Annotated in this window: 13 protein-coding genes; 2 read left to right on the top strand and 11 right to left on the bottom strand. The window is 66.6% G+C overall.

Annotated features, from left to right (window positions below; genetic code table 11):
* Positions 1-56 precede the first annotated feature (56 nt).
* The 8 genes from GV027_RS16130 to GV027_RS16095 all read right to left on the bottom strand — a co-directional run bounded on the left by GV027_RS16130 (position 57) and on the right by GV027_RS16095 (position 13,353).
* Complete coding sequence (locus tag GV027_RS16130; RefSeq protein ID WP_236559261.1) at positions 57-2,543, bottom strand: ATP-binding protein; 2,487 nt, start codon at positions 2,541-2,543, stop codon at positions 57-59.
* Complete coding sequence (locus GV027_RS16125) at positions 2,544-3,833, bottom strand: EAL domain-containing protein (RefSeq protein ID WP_201302632.1); 1,290 nt, start codon at positions 3,831-3,833, stop codon at positions 2,544-2,546.
* A gap of 725 nt (positions 3,834-4,558) precedes the next feature.
* Entirely contained in the window at positions 4,559-8,815 is a 4,257-nt protein-coding gene (locus tag GV027_RS16120; RefSeq protein ID WP_159512460.1) for a translocation/assembly module TamB domain-containing protein, read from the bottom strand.
* Positions 8,815-10,932: a BamA/TamA family outer membrane protein gene (locus GV027_RS16115; protein ID WP_236559260.1), complete on the bottom strand. Its 2,118-nt coding sequence runs from the start codon at positions 10,930-10,932 to the stop codon at positions 8,815-8,817. The genes GV027_RS16120 and GV027_RS16115 overlap by 1 nt, the downstream gene beginning before the upstream one ends.
* 154 nt (positions 10,933-11,086) lie before the next feature.
* Complete coding sequence (locus GV027_RS16110; protein ID WP_159512459.1) at positions 11,087-11,530, bottom strand: hypothetical protein; 444 nt, start codon at positions 11,528-11,530, stop codon at positions 11,087-11,089.
* Positions 11,527-12,300, bottom strand: coding sequence for a prepilin peptidase (locus GV027_RS16105; protein WP_236559259.1), 774 nt, complete (start codon positions 12,298-12,300; stop codon positions 11,527-11,529). The genes GV027_RS16110 and GV027_RS16105 overlap by 4 nt, the downstream gene beginning before the upstream one ends.
* 61 nt (positions 12,301-12,361) lie before the next feature.
* Positions 12,362-12,829, bottom strand: coding sequence for a GNAT family N-acetyltransferase (locus GV027_RS16100; RefSeq protein ID WP_159512458.1), 468 nt, complete (start codon positions 12,827-12,829; stop codon positions 12,362-12,364).
* Positions 12,830-12,861: 32 nt separating this feature from the next.
* On the bottom strand, positions 12,862-13,353 hold the full coding sequence (locus GV027_RS16095; RefSeq protein ID WP_159512457.1) for an SH3 domain-containing protein: 492 nt from the start codon (positions 13,351-13,353) through the stop codon (positions 12,862-12,864).
* Between the two features lie 162 nt (positions 13,354-13,515).
* Here GV027_RS16095 and GV027_RS16090 point away from each other — a divergent pair, with 162 nt between their 5' ends.
* Together GV027_RS16090 and GV027_RS16085 are read left to right on the top strand one after the other, a co-directional pair.
* Positions 13,516-14,538 carry a 2-hydroxyacid dehydrogenase gene (locus GV027_RS16090; protein WP_107929601.1) on the top strand — a complete coding sequence of 341 codons (1,023 nt, stop codon included), beginning with the start codon at positions 13,516-13,518 and terminating at the stop codon, positions 14,536-14,538.
* Positions 14,539-14,628: 90 nt separating this feature from the next.
* Positions 14,629-14,820, top strand: coding sequence for a hypothetical protein (locus GV027_RS16085; protein WP_031395371.1), 192 nt, complete (start codon positions 14,629-14,631; stop codon positions 14,818-14,820).
* 47 nt (positions 14,821-14,867) lie between these two features.
* On the opposite strand, the gene GV027_RS16080 is transcribed toward GV027_RS16085, so the two are convergent.
* From GV027_RS16080 to GV027_RS16070, 3 genes are all read right to left on the bottom strand, one after another.
* Positions 14,868-15,116: a hypothetical protein gene (locus GV027_RS16080; RefSeq protein ID WP_197975206.1), complete on the bottom strand. Its 249-nt coding sequence runs from the start codon at positions 15,114-15,116 to the stop codon at positions 14,868-14,870.
* A 122-nt stretch (positions 15,117-15,238) separates the two neighbouring features.
* Positions 15,239-15,865, bottom strand: coding sequence for a LysE family translocator (locus GV027_RS16075; protein ID WP_031441353.1), 627 nt, complete (start codon positions 15,863-15,865; stop codon positions 15,239-15,241).
* 25 nt (positions 15,866-15,890) lie between these two features.
* Positions 15,891-17,294, bottom strand: a complete 1,404-nt coding sequence (locus GV027_RS16070; protein ID WP_159512456.1) for an NAD(P)H-dependent flavin oxidoreductase — start codon at positions 17,292-17,294, stop codon at positions 15,891-15,893.
* Positions 17,295-17,342: the final 48 nt, after the last annotated feature.

Genomic DNA, 17,342 nt, shown 5'->3' with positions numbered 1-17,342 from the left:
CCGTGACGGGTCGACCGGGAGAGGCGCACTGTCCGTCATTGCTAGGCGTTTACGCATCAAGCCGCCCGCGAGACAAGATCGGGAATTGCGTTGTTTTTAACTACCGGCGACGCGAAGATCGCTTCGACCAGATCCGCACCCGATACCGGCTTCGCAACGATGCGTGTAATGGCAGTAGTGAGCAGTGCCGGATCGTCGAGCCGATCGGCGGGCCACAACAGCGTCGTCGCGGCATCACCCGCCGCCCGTGTCAGCTGCTCCAGCGCCAGCCCCGGATCGGCACCGGCGCGCAACGTCGCATCGTCGATCACGATGTTTGCGACCACCGTCTGCGCCAGCAGTGTGACAGCCTCGTCGATCGAGGCGGCGGTCAGGACGATGTCGCAATGCGGCGTCACCAGTGTCCGGAACATGCTGCGCATGATCGGATTGCGGTCGACGATCAGCGTCGCCGCGCCGGTGCCCTGATCGGCCCCAAGGTCGCCGAGCGCGATCGCCTCCGCATGGACCAGCGGCAGGCTGAGCGTGAACGTGGCGCCCTGCCCTTCGCGGCTGGTGACCGTGACGTCGCCATTCATCGCGCGCGCGAGGTTGCGACAGATCGACAGGCCGAGCCCGGTTCCGCCGAACTGCCGCGTCGTTCCGGCATCCGCCTGGCGGAAGGATTCGAAGATCTCGTCGAGCTTGTTTGCCGGAATGCCGATGCCCGAATCGGATACGTCGAGCCACAACCGGTCTTCCCCGGTCCGCAACGCCACCGTCACCGCGCCCACGCGGGTGAATTTCAGCGCATTCGACAACAGGTTGAACACGATCTGCCGCACCCGCGCGGCGTCGCCCATGATCCGGGCGGGGCAGTCGGCCATGTCGAGCGTGAACGACAGCCCCTTCGACCGGGCCTGCTCCTCCCACATCTGCGCCGCATCGGTCACCGTGGCGCACAGATCGAACGGCGCGAACTCGATCGTCAGGTTGCCGGTTTCCATCTTGGCGATGTCGAGAATGTCGTCGACCAGCGCGCGCATCGTCGCCCCCGCGCCGCGCACGATGCCAAGGCGATCGCGCAGGTCGGGCGTCAGGCGCGAGTCAGCGAGCATGACCTCGGTCATGCCCAAGATCCCGTTCAGCGGCGTGCGGATCTCGTGGCTCGTCGTGGCAAGGAATTCGGTCTTCGCCGCGAGTGCCTTGCCAAGCGCGGCATTGGTGATCGCGAGATCGTCATTCGCCGCCCGGACCTTGTCGCGACTGCGACGGATCGTCACCAGGCCGATCGCGAGCATGCCAATGATGATCGAAACTGCGGCGATCGCGCCGATGAACATCAGCCGCTGTGTCTTCGCCCGATCCTTCTCGTACCGCACGCTGCGCTCGAGGTCGTTGGCGCGCAGCTTCGAAATCTTCAGTTCCTGATTCGCAAAGTCGAATCGTGCCGCCAGCAAAGCCGTGCTCATATTGGTAGCAAGCTTGGTCGCCTGATCATCCAGACGCTTCTGCGCCTCGAGATGGACGAGTGCGTCTGCAGGGCGGTCGAGCGCTTTGTAGATTACATAAGCTGTCTGGTGCGCTTCCCTAAACGACAAGCTGGTTTTTTCGACATCGACGCCCGCAAAACGTTCCGAAATCAGCGCCAACGCGCGCTGCAGATTGCCCTGCTTTAACGCAACTTCGGCGGCGATCGGCAGGAGCTGAACGCGCCACACCGCAGCTTCTGATCGCAGGGTAAGGCGCTGGCTCGACGCGACGGCCTTCGCTGCCGCAGCGATCTTACCAGCCTTGAGAAGCGTCCTAGCAATATTTCCCTGGATACGGGATTGCAAAAGCGGGCTTTTCATCTGCCCCGCAAGCCGCAGGGCGTTGCGGTACTGCGCCGCGGACTGATCGTAACGGCCAAGATCCTGCAGATACGACCCGCTGTTATTATAGATTGAAACTAGCAGACCAGGATCGCCGTCATAAGTGTCCAGTGCTTGGCCCAGATACTTCAGCGCCGACTCGGCATCATTGCTGTCGCCATAGAGCGCCGCAATCAACATCAGCGCCTTTGCGCGATTGCGATTATCCGAAAGCGCGCGGAAGATGTTGTGCGCGTTCTGGTAGTCGGCCAGCGACGCGGCGACCTGCCCGCGCGCCGCATGCACCCCGCCCCGCGACAGCAGGACGTTGGCGTGCAGGTTCGAATTGGGGTCGCGCCGCTGAACGATCGCCAGCGACCGCGCGATGAGCAGTTCGGCATGATCCGGGTCGCTGACCCGGATCAATGCCTCACCCTGCAACCACCAGGCGGTGGCGAGCGCGTTCTCCTTCCGGACCGGATCATTGATGCCTTGGGCGATCGTCTCGGCTGCCTTTGCCTTACGGATTGCCACGGAAGGATCGACCTGCATCGCCGACTTCGCGTCGGCTATCGCGGCGTCGAACCGTACCGCCGATGTCGCGGCGGACACTTTCACGACCGGGGCCGCAGCCGTCAGAAAGGGCGCTGCCAACATCACGCCCACCGCCAGGCTGCAAGCGATCACACGCGATCGGATCGACCTGTGCATTCAGCCGCTCTTCCGAAAGGCCGCCACCCGCGTGAAAGGCGACCGCACATCCTGCGCGATTGCGAGGTGACGTTCCTCCGCCAGGAACGGGAGCAGCGCATCGAGCCCGATCGGGCGGCTGATCAGGAATCCCTGCACCATGTCGCACCCCATGACCGACAGCAATGCCATTGCTGCCGGGGTTTCAACCCCTTCTGCCACAACTTCCATCTCGAGCGCATGCGCCAGATCGATGGTCGACCGGACGATCAGCGGATCGCGGTTCGAACTGGTGAGTTGCGTGACGAAGAGCTTGTCGATCTTGAGCTCGCTGGCGGGAAGCTGCTTGAGATAGGCGAGCGACGACAGGCCGGCACCATAATCGTCGATCGCGATCACGATGCCGATATCCGCGAAGATCTGCAAATTCCGGATCGCGCTTTCCGGATCGCGAATCACCGACGTCTCGGTGATCTCGAAGCCCAGACGCGCGCCGCTCGACGTGATCATCTCGCACGCCTGCCGCACGAATCGCGCATCGGCGAGCAAGACGCCGGCGATATTGATGAAGATCGGCAGTTCATGACCATGCGCCGCCAGGATCCGCTGGTCGCCGATAACCTGCTCGATCGTCCATAGCGTGAGCGCGACGATGTCGCGGCTCTCCTCCGCGATCGGGATGAAGTCGCTTGGCAGAACGAGGCCGCGTTGCGGATGGCGCCAGCGGACCAGCGCCTCGACACTGACGATCTCCTGCCGACGCAGATGGACCTTGGGTTGATATTGAAGGAACAGCTGGTCGCCGCCGATCGCCTTGTGCAGCTCGCGCGCCAGCATCAGCCGGTCGAGCGACGCGCTGGCCGCCGATACGTCGCGTGCGATCGGTCCGCGCTCGACCCGAGCATCGGCAAGCGCGAGCTCGGCTTCCTCGACCAGGCGAACCTCGTCGTGCTGTGGCGCACGGACCGACGCGCCGCCCAGCGTCAGGTCGACATGATAGAGCTCGCCATCGATGTCGAACGGCGTGGTGAAGGCGTGCGCGATCTGGTCGAGCGCCAGATCGAGATCGCTCTGCTGATCCCCCAGCAGCGCGATGTCGATCAGGTCGCGGGCGGCGATTTCGGTGCGCGACTGTGGCAGCAAGGCTGCGATCCGGATCGCGATGTCGCCGACCAACGTGTCTGCACGGCCCCGCCCGACATGCCGGCGAAGCATCGCGAAATTCGCCACTTCTGCCAGGATGACGAACTGCCAGCCATGATAGGCGACCGGAAGGCAAGGCACAGTCACGTGCTCCGGGACGTCAGTCATAGGACCGCCCCGTCGACGCATACCCGCACTCACGCACGTCGCAACGGCAGTCGGAAGGAAGATGCGACCGGTCATTCATCTCCGAAACGCTAGCTGCCGATACTGAAGATAGCGTTAAGCCTCCCATTACGACACGTAAACATGGTTAACGATCAATAAACCATGTTGTGTTTCAATTAACGCCTGATTAACTTTATCAAGCGTCCGAAACGGCGTGAATAAGGGAGAAAAAAGTGCTGAAGTTCATTCTTTCGCTCGTCTATGGCGACTCGATGCGCCCCTGGTAAACAGGTGCCGGCCCGGCGTTTTTGGAAAGATCCGCGGTTTCGTGGTTCGGCTTCCATCGGCACCGGGCCAATTTAGCGACGTTCAACTATAGTAGTTTAAGATCCAGCCCGGCCTGCCCCCCCCGGCCCGCCGCGAACGGCATTGCCCCGTGCGCTGACCGCGATGTGCCACAGGCGTAGAACCGCACTGCAGGACAGTATCGGGTCACGAATCAGCGACGGCCGTCATTCCTGTCATCAGTCCGAACGGACCACCACATCGCCGGCGGAAAGCCCGGGCACCCGGCATCGTCTCACGAACGGCTCAGGCCTTCGCGCAACATCCCTGCGCCCGCACACGCGACGTCAATGGACGCGCGAGCCTGACCGCAAGCGGAAATCACCGATCAAGCGAGATCCCGTGGCGGGCGTGATTCGCGCCGCCACGGGATGAAGCGATCAATAGTCCTTGGAGTATTTCACGCTGGCATTGGTCCCGCCCTGCGCGCCGGCCGACGAGAGCAGGCTGAGCGCCTTGGTCAGGGCAATCTCGAGCTGGGTCGAGGTGAAGCCCTTCGCGTCGGTCACGATCTCCACATAGATGTTGTCGGTCAGGTACTTGCCTGCCGCAAGGCTAGTGCCACGCCCGCTGGCCTCGTCGGCGCCAAGGACGCGCAGACGATCGAAGCCGGTCGCCGAGCGCAGCTTGCCGAGCGGGTTCAGCCCGCCACCCGATCCGCGCAGCGAATTGAGCGCAGACGCCAGCTGGATCGCCTCGGTCGCCGAGAGATTCTCGGGGTTGGTCCCGAACAACAGCCTGCTCAGCACCTCGTCCTGTGGCAGCGCCGGGGTCGAGGTGAAGGCGATCTGCGGCCGCTGGCCGGTGCCCGTGACGTTGATGACGACGGTGATGTTGTTCGTGGTCGTCGTCGCCTGGATGTTGATGTCCGGATCAGTCAGCGCCCCGCCACGGAAGCGGATCGTGCCGCGATTGACCTCGAACCGCTTGCCCGCGAACGAATAGGTACCGCGGACGATGTCGAGCCCACCGGTGACGACCGGCGCGGTCGACGTGCCGGTGATCCGCATGTCCATCTCCCATTCCGATTCGAGACCCATGCCGGACACGAACAGTTGGTTCGGCGCCCGCACCCGGAGGTCGAGCTTGATCAGGCTCGGCGGCGCGGGCCGCGCCGGACGATCGGTCGGCAGGGCCGGCCGGATCTCGCTCTTGCGACGGATACCGGTCAGCTCGGCGACTTCCGCCTGACCCTGGCGGATGATCTCGTAGCGCGCCTCCGGGATCTGCAGGTCACCCTTGAGCAGTCCGCCATCGCGGCCATAGGTGAACCGCACCGACCCGGTCGTCGTCGCACTGAGCGCGTCGCTCTTGGCAAGCTGTGCATTGTCGAGGGTCGCGCGCAGATCGATCGGGAAGCCGCTGTCCGCGGCAAGCCCGACGCTGCCCTGGGCCTGTACACTGCCATTGCCGGCACGGGCCCGCAGCTGCGTCAGTTCAAGCCGGTCGTTGTTGAACCGAGCGTTGATCGCCATCTGCGACAGCCGCGTGCCGTAGACCTCATTGTCATAGGTCAGCGAATCGGCCCGGACGATGCCGTTCAGACGCGGCGCCTGGACACGCCCGGAGAAGTCCGCCGCGATCGCGATCGGCCCGGACAGCTGCTGGTTGGGCAGCGCGGCCAGGCTGAACAGCACTGCCGATGGCCCGTTGTACCGAATGCCACCCGACAGTGGTGCCGCCATGAGCCGTTCGGACCAGGATGCGCCATCACCGAGCGGCCGGAGATTGGCGACCATGCGCCCCACCACCGTCGGCCCGCGCCGAACCAGCGCGCGGCCGGTCCCACCATCGGCATTCAGCGTGCCGGCAAACACGATGTCGACCGGATCGGACACCGCCGCGATTCCCGTACGGGTGAAGTTGCTCACCGTCGCACGGACGTTCGCCGTGGGCACCGCAGTGCTGTTGGCCTGGGCGAAGTCGAGGCTGCCGGTCGCGGTGCCGCCGATCCCGAGGTTCGGCATCAGCGCGCTCAGCACCGACAGGTCGAGCTTGTCGAGCCGCGCCTGTGCGTTCAATCCGCGGCCATAGCTGCCGGCAAGGCGTGCTGCGCCGGCCGCTGTCCCCTGACCGAAGTCGATCCGGGTCGGCGAAAGGCGATAGACGCCCTGCGTCGCCTGGATCCGCGCGGGATTGGCGGTGCGGAAGTCGATCCCGTTCGCCTGGCCCTTGAGCGCGACCAGATAGTTATCGGGGCTCAGCTTCGCATTCATCGCGAGGCGGAACGGTACGCCGCTCGACCCCGTCGCCAGTGCCTGGGCCGTGCCCTTGCCGCCGACGTAATTCACCTTTGCGCGCGCGGCGGACAACACGACCTCGCCGTAGCGCATGTCGGCGATCTGGACGTCGGCGATCACCTCGGGCGCCTTTGGATACAGCACGGCGCTGGCATCGACGATCGCGCGGCCGATCGTGAAATCGACCATCCCCGGAATCTTCGCGCCATAGGCCCGCGCAGCGACATCGGCGCGCTGATACCCGCCTTGATTGGCGAGACGGACATTGCCCGTCAGCCCCTGCCCCGCGAACTGCAGCGCACCGCCGAACGGCCCCGCCGCACTCTGCACGATCCGGCCGCGTGCAACGATGCCCGCGAAGACCGCACGACGCACGTCGACCGCAAGCTGCGTGCCCGGCGTGACCAGCACATCGGCGGTGAACGGCCCGTAATCGGTGCCGCCGCTCGCGACGACGGCATAGGCCCCGTTTCGCCCGACCACCCGCGCCTGGAGATTGACCAGCCCGACGCCGACGCCCGGCCGCGGTGCGCGCAGGACGACGACCGGCGCGGTCGCGCTGCCCGTGACCCGCGCCGAGAGCGGACCGTAGACGGTCGAATAGGCATCCGCGTTGACGAGCACCGCACCGGTCGCCGGATCGAACCGCCCCTCACCGCGCGTCACGCGGAATTGCGGCGCGTTCATGCGGAGGTTGCGGAAGGTCACGATCCCCTCGGGGCTGTACCCGATGTCCGACCGGACGATCGCGTTACCGCCGAGGAAGCTGCGCGCGCCCTCGTTGAAGATCTGTGCGGTCTGCGCGACGACGCGGCCGGTGATGCCGAACCCGCCATTGGGGCCCGGCACCAGCTTTGCATCGGTCGTCAGGTTGACGATGCCGATCCCGTCAACGCGGTAGTTGTTGACCCGCCCCTTGAGCGCGCCGGTGTAGCGTCCGGTCGACATGTTCGCGACAACGACCGCGGTCGCGTCGATCTTGTCCGAACGGATCTTGAGGTTGTCGGACAGGACGTTGACGCCGGAGATCGCGAAGTCCCCGTCGATCGCGACGTTGGTCGCGAGGCCGCCAACCGCCGCATTGAGCCCGGTCACGCGACGTGCGCGCGCCTTGATCGGCAGGAGAATGCGGTCGGCATTCACGCGCGCGAGACCCTCGGCATAGAGGTTCTCGACACCCATGTCGCCGAAGGCGATCGTCGCGGCCCGGACCTTGTAGTCGACCGTCGGGGTCGCGAACGCCCCGTCGAGGACGACGCGCGCGGTGACATCGCGACCGCGCAGATTGGGCAGGATCGCCCCTGGGGTCAGAAGCTTGGCATCGACCGCGAAGTTGGCGAACCGGCTGTTGGCGAGATCGATCAGGCCACCGGCATCGACCGCGAGCGCATCCGACTTCAGCGTCATGCGCGTGTCGGCCTTGCGGTCGTTCAGCGTCGTGTCGATCGCCACGTCGAGCTGCGGCGCGGTCAGGCGCTCGACCGGGCCTTCGAGATACAGGCCGGGGCGGGTCGCGCCGCGCACCTCGATATGGCCGTTCTTCGCGGTCAGGCCGAGATTGGCGAGCTCGCCGCCGCCCAGCGTCGCGACTGCACGACCGCGCCATGCGGCCCAGCTTCCGCGTCCGTCGACCGTCGCGGTCAACGGTGCCTTGAGCGCCCCCATCGTCGCGACCACACCGCCGACGGGTGCGGTCAGCTTGACGTTGACGTCGAGCTTGTTCTGTTCGGGCACCGCGTCGAGCTTGAGGATCAGCCGGTCGCCGCCGGCAATGCCGGGGCCCGTCAGCGCGGCGGCGTTGGTCGTCAGCTGCGCACGCTTGTCCGCGATATGGACCGCGCCGTCGATCTTGAGGATATGCGTCTGGCCCGTCACCGGCTTGCCGATCACGAACCGGTCGATCACCAGCCGGTTCACGTCGATATCGAGATCGGGCAGTAGCGGCGCGTTGGGATCGGTCGGGGTTGCCTTGAGCACCGGACGCCGTTGCAGCGTGACCAGCGGCGTGGTCAGTGACCGGACATCGACATGGTTGCTGGCAAAGGCGAACGGGCGCCAGTCGACGCGCAGCTTCGGGCTGGTGAGGAACACGCCGGTCGGGTCCGACACGCGGACGTCGCTGAGCGTCATCGCGCCGTAGATCGATCCGTCGATCCGGCCGACCTTGATGTTGAGGCCGGACGCGGTCGTGTAGCCACCGATCTGATCCGCGACGAGACGGCGACCGGGATCGGTGTTGATCCCGAACAGCACGATCAGCACGAGTGCGATCAGCGCCACGACCAGGATCACGATCCCCTTGAGGATCCGCTGCCACAGCGGCCGACGGGCCACGACGCTGTCGTCAGCCTGATCGATAGGACCCTGGTCGGCAGGGGGTGCGCCGTTTTCGGCCATCAGAATGCCTGCCCGATCGAGATGTAGAGCGCGACCTTGCCGTCGCCCTCGCGTGGGTTCAGCGGCGTCGCGACGTCGATGCGCATCGGACCGAAGCTGGTGTAGAAGCGACCGCCGATACCCGCGCCATAGCGCAGGCTCGACAGGTTCGGCGTGCTGCTCTCATAGCTGTTGCCCGCGTCGATGAACGGCACGATGCCGAAATCGCCGAAGCGGTAGCGCGCCTCGAGCGCGAACTCGTTGAGCGAACGACCGCCGACCGGATCGCCATTGGGATCGAACGGCCCGAGCCGCTGATAGCCATAGCCGCGGACCGATCCGCCGCCACCGCCATAATAGCGCCGCGACGGCGCTAGGTCGTCGCGCGCGACGCCCTGGATCGTTCCCGCCTTGGCGCGGCCGGCGATCACGATGCTGCTCGACACGGGATAGTAGAAGGTCCCTTCGACCATCGCGCGGACATAGGGTTTGACCGAGCCCTGCACCGATGTTTCGGGGCTGGCGTTCAAACGCAGGCGGAAGCCCTTGGTCGGGTTCAGCAGGCTGTCGGAGCGGTCGAACAACAGCTGTCCGGGCAGCGCGACGATGCCGTAGGTCCGCCGGACGTTCTCGCCGCGGGCAAAATCGTACACGCTCTCGTTCGTGCCGACGAGTTCGCCGCCATAATAATAGGTGATCGGCTTCTGCCAGATCGGCGTCGAATCATAGCTCCAGCGGATGCCGACGCTCGTCGTGAACGCCTCATAGGCGTCGTAGTTCGAATGATTGGCCCCCGCCGTCAGGCTGAAGGTGCGGTCGCGACGCCCGGCATTGGCGCGACGGAACGTGCCCGCAAGCCCTTGTTCCTGCGTCCCCGCGATCACCGACGCGAGCAGGCCACCCTCATAGGGAAACAGGTTGCGATGCTGCCAGGTCCCCTCGGCGCGGAAGCCCTGCCCGGTCGAGAAGCCGACATTGCCGCCCAGCGTGCGCGCCGGGCCCTTTTCCTGCCGGACCAGCAGGTCGACCTGCTCGGTGCCGTCGGGGTTGGTGCGGCCGGTCCGCTGCGGCACCACCGAGACGCTCTGGAACAGGCTCGTCGCGACCAGCGCGTCGCGCAGGTCGTCTGTCATCCGGTTGTCGTAGAGCTGCCCTTCCTCGAACCGCGGAAAGACGTTCAGATGCTCGATGTCGAACACTGCGTCGCCTTCGGTGCGCAACTGCCCGAACGAGGCGCGCGGACCCGTATCGACGGGCAGCGTATAGGCACCGGTCGGGACCTGCGCCTCGTCGTCGAGCAGGATGTCGCGCTCGCCGACCTTGACGAAGGGATAGCCCATCTGCGGCAGCATCAGCGAGACATTGGCTTCCGCCCCCTGGATCCGGTCCGCCTGGATCGGATCGCCGACCTTCAGCGGCAACTGGCTGCGCACCAGATCCGGCGGAATGGTCTGCGCGGTCTTCACGTCGATCGAACCGAGCGTGTAGAGCCGCCCCGGCTGCGCGCTGACGATCGCCTTCAGCCGGCCGGGCTTTTCGGGAACTGCCTCGATCGTGGAAATCGCGGTCGCATCATAATAGCCGAGCGACTTCAGCAGCCGGACGACCAGCGCCTCGTCTTCCTTCGCGCGCGCCGAAACCTGCGTCGTGTTGGCCGCCTTGCCGCCACCCTTCAGCGCCGACAGGGCCTTGTAGCGCGCCTCGAGCCCGTCGCCCGCATCGGCCAGACCCTTGATCTCCGCATCATAGCGGATCTCGGGCGCATCCTTGTCCTTGATGTCCGCAGCGGTCGCCAGCGGTGCCGTGTCGTAGCTCGCGAGCGCGGGAAGCGGCACGACCAGCTGCGGATCTTCGGGACCGATGGGGGGCAATACGGCGCCCGTCGCGGTCGTCGCGGAGGTCACATCCGTCGCGGGCGTCACGGGCGCGGTTTCGCTCGCCATCGGTTCGAGCGGTGCGTTGATGTCGTTCGAAAGCGGCGGCAGCGCCTGGTTGAATTCCGCGTCGGGGACGATCGGGGCATTGCCCTTGGGATCGGCATCACCGGTATCGGATCGCTGCTCGGCGGTGGGTGCGTCGGGTCCCTTCGCTGGCGCGGTACCGGGCTTTGCCAGCTGGGCCTCGCCGGGAGCAGCCACAGTCGCCGCCAGAGCGATCGCGAGCCAATAGTGCCGTCTTGTCGAACTCGTCACAGGAAACACGATCCCCTTTCGAAGGGCGACCGCGTTCGATTCATCCCCGTTAATCCCTCGCAACGCACGAAACTTGGGTTGGTTTCCGTCATCCGGCGATTCACACGCAGCCGATCATACCGGCCACCGGAAGGACGATGGTGTCGCGGCCCGGCCGCTCAAGCCGTAGCGTCGCATTGGGTACCATCGCGCCGGACGCCAGATCCTCGCGCGTGACGATCGTCATGTCGAGCGCGACGGTCAGGTCGCCACCGCGATAGGTCGTCACCCCGGCAAAGCCGTAGCCACCCGGCCCGGCCTCGTCGACTCGCGCATAATCGACCGGCTTGCCGTCGACTGCGAGACGCAACCGCGCCAAGTCGGCGGTCGCCATCGCCACCAGCGCGCGATCGCCCGTCGACCAGAGATACGCCGCGCATCCCCGTGCAGGCATCGCCTGCTTGCCGATCGGACCGAGCGTCGCGGGAGCCTTGGTGGTGTCGCCGGGCACCGTCTTGGCGGGCGTGGCGGCCTGCACGGCCGCGGCGATAAGCAATAGCATCATCCGCCCGACGCTATCATGAAGAGCCAGGCCGGATAAGCCGCGATCGCCAGCAATGCGCCGAACGGCATCGCGGTCTGCCCGGTGACGGGTTTGCCGCCGACGCGCATCGTCAGCACCGCGCCCAGCCCGACCATGCTGGCGATCAGCAACACGGCGGGCAGCATTTGCCAGCCGAGCCACAGGCCGATCGCACCGAACAGCTTGGGATCGCCGCTGCCCATCCCGTCATGCCCACGGATTCGACGATAGCCCGCCGCGATCGCCCAGAGGAGGGCGAACCCCGCGATCCCGCCGATCAGCCGGTCGAGTCCCCCGGGCGCCAGTCCGGCGACGCCGCCCGCCGCACCGCCGAGCGCGAGCAAGAGGGTCAGACGGTCGGGCAGCCAGAAGGCGACGAGGTCGAGCGCGGCGAGTGCCAGCAACAGCCAGCCGAAGACCGCACCCCACAAGGCAGCCTGCCCCGGCGCGACGAGCCCCGCGGCGATACCGATCGCCAGCCCGCACGCCTCGATCCGCCAGTGCAACGGATCGATCTGCGCACCGCAAGACCGACACCGCCCCCGCAGCAGCAGCGCACTGACCAGTGGGACGAGATCGATCGCGGTCAGCGTGCGCCCGCACGCATCGCACGCCGACCGCCCGCGAACGACCGACCGGTCTTGCGGCCAGCGAATCACCAGCGCGGCGATGAAGCTGCCGACGATCGCACCGAGCACGCCCAGCGCCGCCGCGGCGATCATCGGGCTCGGCACGGGCATGGCGTCGATCATCCGCCGCGCGTGCCGGGCACGTCCCGCGCCGTCAAGTCGATCCCGGCCGGCGTTGCCGGCGTCAGAGACCTAGCGTGTAATATCGGCTGAACCGCGAGGGCGGATAGGACCCGAACCGCTTACAGCGGACAAAGCCTGCGCGTTCGTACAGTGCGCGCGCCGCGGCATGGGCGGCGTTGCTCCCGGTCTCGAGGCTGATCCGGGCCGCGCCCATGTCTCTGGCATGGCGGATCGCATGCTCCAGCAGCGCCGCGCCGACGCCGCGGCGTACATGGTCGGGATGCGTCCGCATCGATTTCAGTTCGCAATGCCCCGCGTCGAGCGGCTTCACCGCGACGATCCCGAGCAGGGTCGAATCGCCCCCCGCCCCGTCCCAGGCCGACCACACCACCACCGACGGATCGCGCAGCCCGGCGAGGTCGAGGGCAAAGACACAGCCCGGCGGCGAATTGGCATGCGCGGCGCGCTGGTGCAGCGCGACCAGATCGACGACCGCGTCGCGCGTCAGATCGTCGCGCTCTATCCGCATGACGCGATCCGGGTGCGACGGCGCGTCATCGCTCAGGGCAACGCTTCGTCCGCATCGATTCCCCACAGCGCGTCGACGCGCACGAAACCGGCCTGTCCCTTGATGTCCATCTTGCACCAGCCATTGCCGCACTGGCTCAGCCGACCGACGACGCCGGGGGCCGCGCGCCACTGCAGGCGTCCGGTGTCACTCGGGCGGTCGAGGATCGCGATCGGGGTCGTGCCGCGCACGATCGCGGTGCGCGTGCTGCTCATCAGATTGGCCTGCATCCAGCCTTCGGTGCCGTCAGGATCGGCGATCTTGCGCCATTCCTTGTGGATCGCGATCACGCGCACGGGCAGGTCGGCACGCTGATACAGCCAGCTGGCGGGATAGGCGCGGGCCGGCCCGGTCCGCAACCGCGCGCGCCCCGCCGAGATCGAGGCATAATAAGGGAGCTTGCGTACCGGATCCGCGGCGGCGGCAGGCTCGGTGCCCAGCGCCGCCGTGACGAGGGCGGCGAGCCCGAAGGCGAGAATGCGCATGCTGATGTCCTGTTGCCGACGCGGTTCGTGTCCGGCCAAGCTCTATCGCCACCGCGGCGGCGGTTTCAACTGCTAAGCGCGCGCGCCGCCGTTCCACGGATGGCAGCGCGGTTTTGCCGCTCCATCGTTGACGCCGTGGATGACGTTCGCCAAGCCACGGTCATGCCCGATCCACGCCCCGATAGCTGGCCCGACACCCGGCGCTGCCCCAACCCCAAGGTGGTCGTCACGCGCGAACTCGCCGATGCGGTCATGGACCGTATGGCGGCGCTGTTCGACACGACCAACAACCACGGCGATGCCAAGCTCAGCCGCGACCAGCTGGCCGCGGCGATGGCCGATTGCGACGTGCTGGTCCCGACAGTGACCGACGACATCGACGCCGCGCTGATCGCCGGCGCGGGCGATCGCCTTCGCCTGATCGCCAATTACGGAGCGGGCGTGAACCATATCGACCTGAAGGCGGCGCGTGCGCGCGGGATCATCGTCACCAACACGCCGGGGGTGCTGACCGAAGACACCGCGGACATGACGATGGCGCTGATCCTGTCGGTGCCGCGGCGGCTGGCGGAGGGCGAGAAGCTCGTCCGCTCGGGCGCATGGACCGGCTGGAGCCCCGGCGGGATGCTCGGCCACCGGATCGGCGGCAAGGCACTCGGCATCGTCGGGATGGGCCGGATCGGACAGGCGGTCGCGCGCCGCGCCGCCGCATTCGGCCTCTCGATCCACTATCACAATCGCCGCCGCCTGCCCGTCGCGCTCGAACAGGCGCTCGGGGCGACGTGGCACGCCTCGCTCGACGAGCTGCTCGGCGCAGTCGACATCGTCACGATCCACACCCCGCTGAACGCCGACAGCCGGGACATGATCGACGCGCGGCGGATCGCGCTGATGCGCCCGCATGTCTTCCTCATCAACGCCTCGCGCGGCGGCGTGGTCGACGAGACCGCGCTGGTCGACGCGCTCGAGGCAGGGCGGCTCGCCGGTGCAGGACTCGACGTCTGGCGCCACGAGCCGCAGATCGATCCGCGGCTGCTCGCGCTCGATAACGTCGTGATGCTCCCGCACATGGGATCGGCGACGTTCGAGGGGCGGATCGCGACAGGCGAGAAGGTGATCCAGAACATCCGGATGTGGGCCGATGGCCACCGTCCGCCAGACCAGGTGCTCGAAGGCTGGGCCTGACGGCCGCTCCCCGTCCCCTTTCCCGTGCCCGGAACTGATTCCGCAGTGCGGCATTTGTTGGATACCCCCGGAGAGAAAAAGGAGTATCCCATGAAGAAGATTGCTGTTTCCGCGCTGCTGATCGCGTCCGCCGTGTCGATGAGCGCCTGTTCGACGCTCAAGGGCGCAGGCATTGGTGCAGCCGGCGGTGCGGGTGTCGCCGCGGCGACGGGCGGTAGCGTCGAAAAGGGCGCAGCGGTCGGTGGTGCCGGCGGCGCGGTGGTCGGCACGGTCGCCGACTGAAACGTCTGGCGCGCGCGGGCCTGAAGGTCCGCGCGTCGCCCCTCAAGTCACCGTGCGCGGATCCAGCCGGTCCGCTGAACGGTGCCCGTCAGGACCTTCGACCCGAACGCCTTGGCGACGGTCGCGGCATCCGCAATGTTCATCAGGACGATCCGTGTTCCGCCCGACGGCAGCGATTCGATCGCGCTGATCTCGGCCTTGTGCTTGGCGCACATCGCGACGGCCTGGGCCTCGGTGACGCGTACGTTCATCGCACGCGAAATGGGCGCAACATCGGCGCTGGGCGTGGTGGTCATCTGATAATCCCGGCAGGGAGCGGGAGCGCGATACGTCTCTCAGTCGTGGCTTGCCCGAATGAAGCGCCGCAATGCGTCCGGTATGCGCGCTATCCTGCCGATCGGCAACCTCGGCCGCCGCGTCAGACGCGTGTTCCGAGCAGTGCGAGCCCGAAGCCGACGAACACCGCCCCCGTCGCGCGGTCGAAGGCGCGCCGCAATGCCGGTCGCGTCAGATGCCGCGCGAGCGTCCGCCCGCTCATCGCATAGACCGCATACCAGAGGCTTTCGACCACTGCGAAGGTGACGACGAGGATCGCGAACTGCGGCCCCTGCGGCGCGGCGCGGTTGACGAACTGCGGCAGGAAGGCGGCTGCGAACAGCAGCAGCTTGGGATTGCTGATCCCGATCACGAACCCGCCGCGGAACAGCCGTGCGGCCGACATCGTGCGCGGCAGCGTGTCGGCGCCCAGATCGACCGGCCCGCCGGCACCGCGCCACGCCTTGATCCCCAGCACGATCAGATAGGCGACACCGGCATAGCGCAGCGCATCGAACACCCGCGGCCAGGCAGTCAGCAAAGCCGCAACCCCCGCCGCCGATGCCGCGAGGACGAGGACCAGCGCGGTCAGGCACCCCGCCATCGCCGCCAGGCTGCGCCGCGCGCCGAAGGTCATGCTGCGCGTCATGACGTGCAGCATGTTCGGCCCCGGCGTCCCGCACAACAGGATCACCGCGACCAGGAACACCGTCCACGCATGCAGCGTCATGCCTTTGCCCCCTACCCTGACCGACTCAGTCGCCGGTCAGGATCCGATCGACCAGCTGCCCGACGCTCGGCACGAACCCGTTGGAATAGAACGGGTCCTTCTTGAAGTTATACGCCGCATGACCTGCGAACATCAGGTTCTGGTCGATGTCGCCGCCATGCGCGATATCCTGCAGCGTCTTCTGGATGCAGAAGCTGCGCGGGTCGGCGAGCCGCCCCGTCGAGTTGGTCTCGGTATCCGCCCAGCTCGAGAAGGAGCATTGCGACAGGCAGCCCATGCAATCCGCCTGATCCTTGCGGATCATGCCCTTTTCTTCCGGACCGACGAAGACCAGCGTGTTGTCCGGGGTCTTGAGCGCGTCGGTGAAGCCTTCGCCGAACCACTGGCGTGCGCGCAGCAGGTCGTTGCGCGTCACCCAGAAATTCTTGCCCTTCACGCCGACGTCGAGCTGGAAGATGTGGTCGCCCGCCTCCTGCGTCGAAAACGCGATCTGGCGCTCGGACCGTGCCTCGAGGCTGCGCAGGAACGGGTTGCGCACCGCCGAGGAATAGAAACCGGTCGGCGAGAATTTGTGCAGCAGCACATCGCCTTCCTCGATCTTCGTCAGCGCGTCCTTCCATCCCTGCGGGATCGGGCTTTCGCGCGTCAGCAGCGGGCGGGTGCCGAACTGGAACGCGATCGTGCCGAGCTCGGGATTGTCGATCCAGTCGTTCCAGTCGCGCAGATACCAGACGCCGCCCGCCATCACGATCGGCACGTCGTCCGAAATACCGCCCTCGCGCATCACGTCGCGCAGTTCCTTCACGCGCGGATAGGGATCCTGCGGCTTCAGCGGATCCTCGGCATTCGACAGGCCGTTATGCCCGCCCGCGAGCCAGGGATCCTCGTACACGACCGCGGCGAGCCACTGTGCCGCCTTCGAATAGGCGCGCTTCCACAGCGCACGGAACGCCCGCCCCGAACTGACGATCGGCAGATAGCTGACGCCGTAGGACGCGGTGATCTCGCTGAGCTTGTAGGGCATGCCCGCACCACAGGCGACGCCCGCCACCTTGCCGCGCGTCCGCTCGAGCACGCCGTGCAGGATCCGCTGCGCGCCGCCCATTTCCCACAGCACGTTGATGTTGATCGCGCCCTTGCCGTCGGCGATCTCATAGGCGCGCTCGACCTGCTGGACCGCACCGTCGATCGCATACTGGACGAGCTCCTCATGCCGGTCACGCCGCGTCAGCGCGGCATAGACCTGCGGGATGATCTTGCCCTCTGGATCGTAACTATCGGCATTCACGGCAGAAACCGTGCCGATGCCACCTGCGGCGGCCCAGGCTCCGGCCGACGCATGGTTGGTCGCCGCGACTCCCTTGCCGCCTTCCACCAGCGGCCACACTTCGCGACCGTTATAGACGATAGGCTTCAGGCCCTTGAACACGACGTCACCTCTCCCGGAAAATACGGCCCCCTATATCGCAAGGACGCA

This window comes from Sphingomonas sp. T1 (genome assembly GCF_902506585.1).
Classification (GTDB): domain Bacteria; phylum Pseudomonadota; class Alphaproteobacteria; order Sphingomonadales; family Sphingomonadaceae; genus Sphingomonas; species Sphingomonas aerolata.
The sequence above is the reverse complement of the archived record's forward strand: the minus strand, read 5'-3'. Positions and strand labels throughout refer to the sequence as shown.

Excerpts from the sequence above, each read along its gene's own strand:
- GV027_RS16100 (WP_159512458.1), bottom strand. The coding sequence starts at position 12,829 with ATGCGGATAGAGCGCGACGATCTGACGCGCGACGCGGTCGTCGATCTG.
- GV027_RS16085 (WP_031395371.1), top strand. The coding sequence starts at position 14,629 with ATGAAGAAGATTGCTGTTTCCGCGCTGCTGATCGCGTCCGCCGTGTCG.
- GV027_RS16120 (WP_159512460.1), bottom strand. The coding sequence starts at position 8,815 with ATGGCCGAAAACGGCGCACCCCCTGCCGACCAGGGTCCTATCGATCAG.
- GV027_RS16130 (WP_236559261.1), bottom strand. The coding sequence starts at position 2,543 with ATGCACAGGTCGATCCGATCGCGTGTGATCGCTTGCAGCCTGGCGGTG.
- GV027_RS16095 (WP_159512457.1), bottom strand. The coding sequence starts at position 13,353 with ATGCGCATTCTCGCCTTCGGGCTCGCCGCCCTCGTCACGGCGGCGCTG.
- GV027_RS16105 (WP_236559259.1), bottom strand. The coding sequence starts at position 12,300 with ATGATCGACGCCATGCCCGTGCCGAGCCCGATGATCGCCGCGGCGGCG.
- GV027_RS16125 (WP_201302632.1), bottom strand. The coding sequence starts at position 3,833 with ATGACTGACGTCCCGGAGCACGTGACTGTGCCTTGCCTTCCGGTCGCC.
- GV027_RS16075 (WP_031441353.1), bottom strand. The coding sequence starts at position 15,865 with ATGACGCTGCATGCGTGGACGGTGTTCCTGGTCGCGGTGATCCTGTTG.
- GV027_RS16090 (WP_107929601.1), top strand. The coding sequence starts at position 13,516 with ATGCCCGATCCACGCCCCGATAGCTGGCCCGACACCCGGCGCTGCCCC.
- GV027_RS16110 (WP_159512459.1), bottom strand. The coding sequence starts at position 11,530 with ATGATGCTATTGCTTATCGCCGCGGCCGTGCAGGCCGCCACGCCCGCC.
- GV027_RS16080 (WP_197975206.1), bottom strand. The coding sequence starts at position 15,116 with ATGACCACCACGCCCAGCGCCGATGTTGCGCCCATTTCGCGTGCGATG.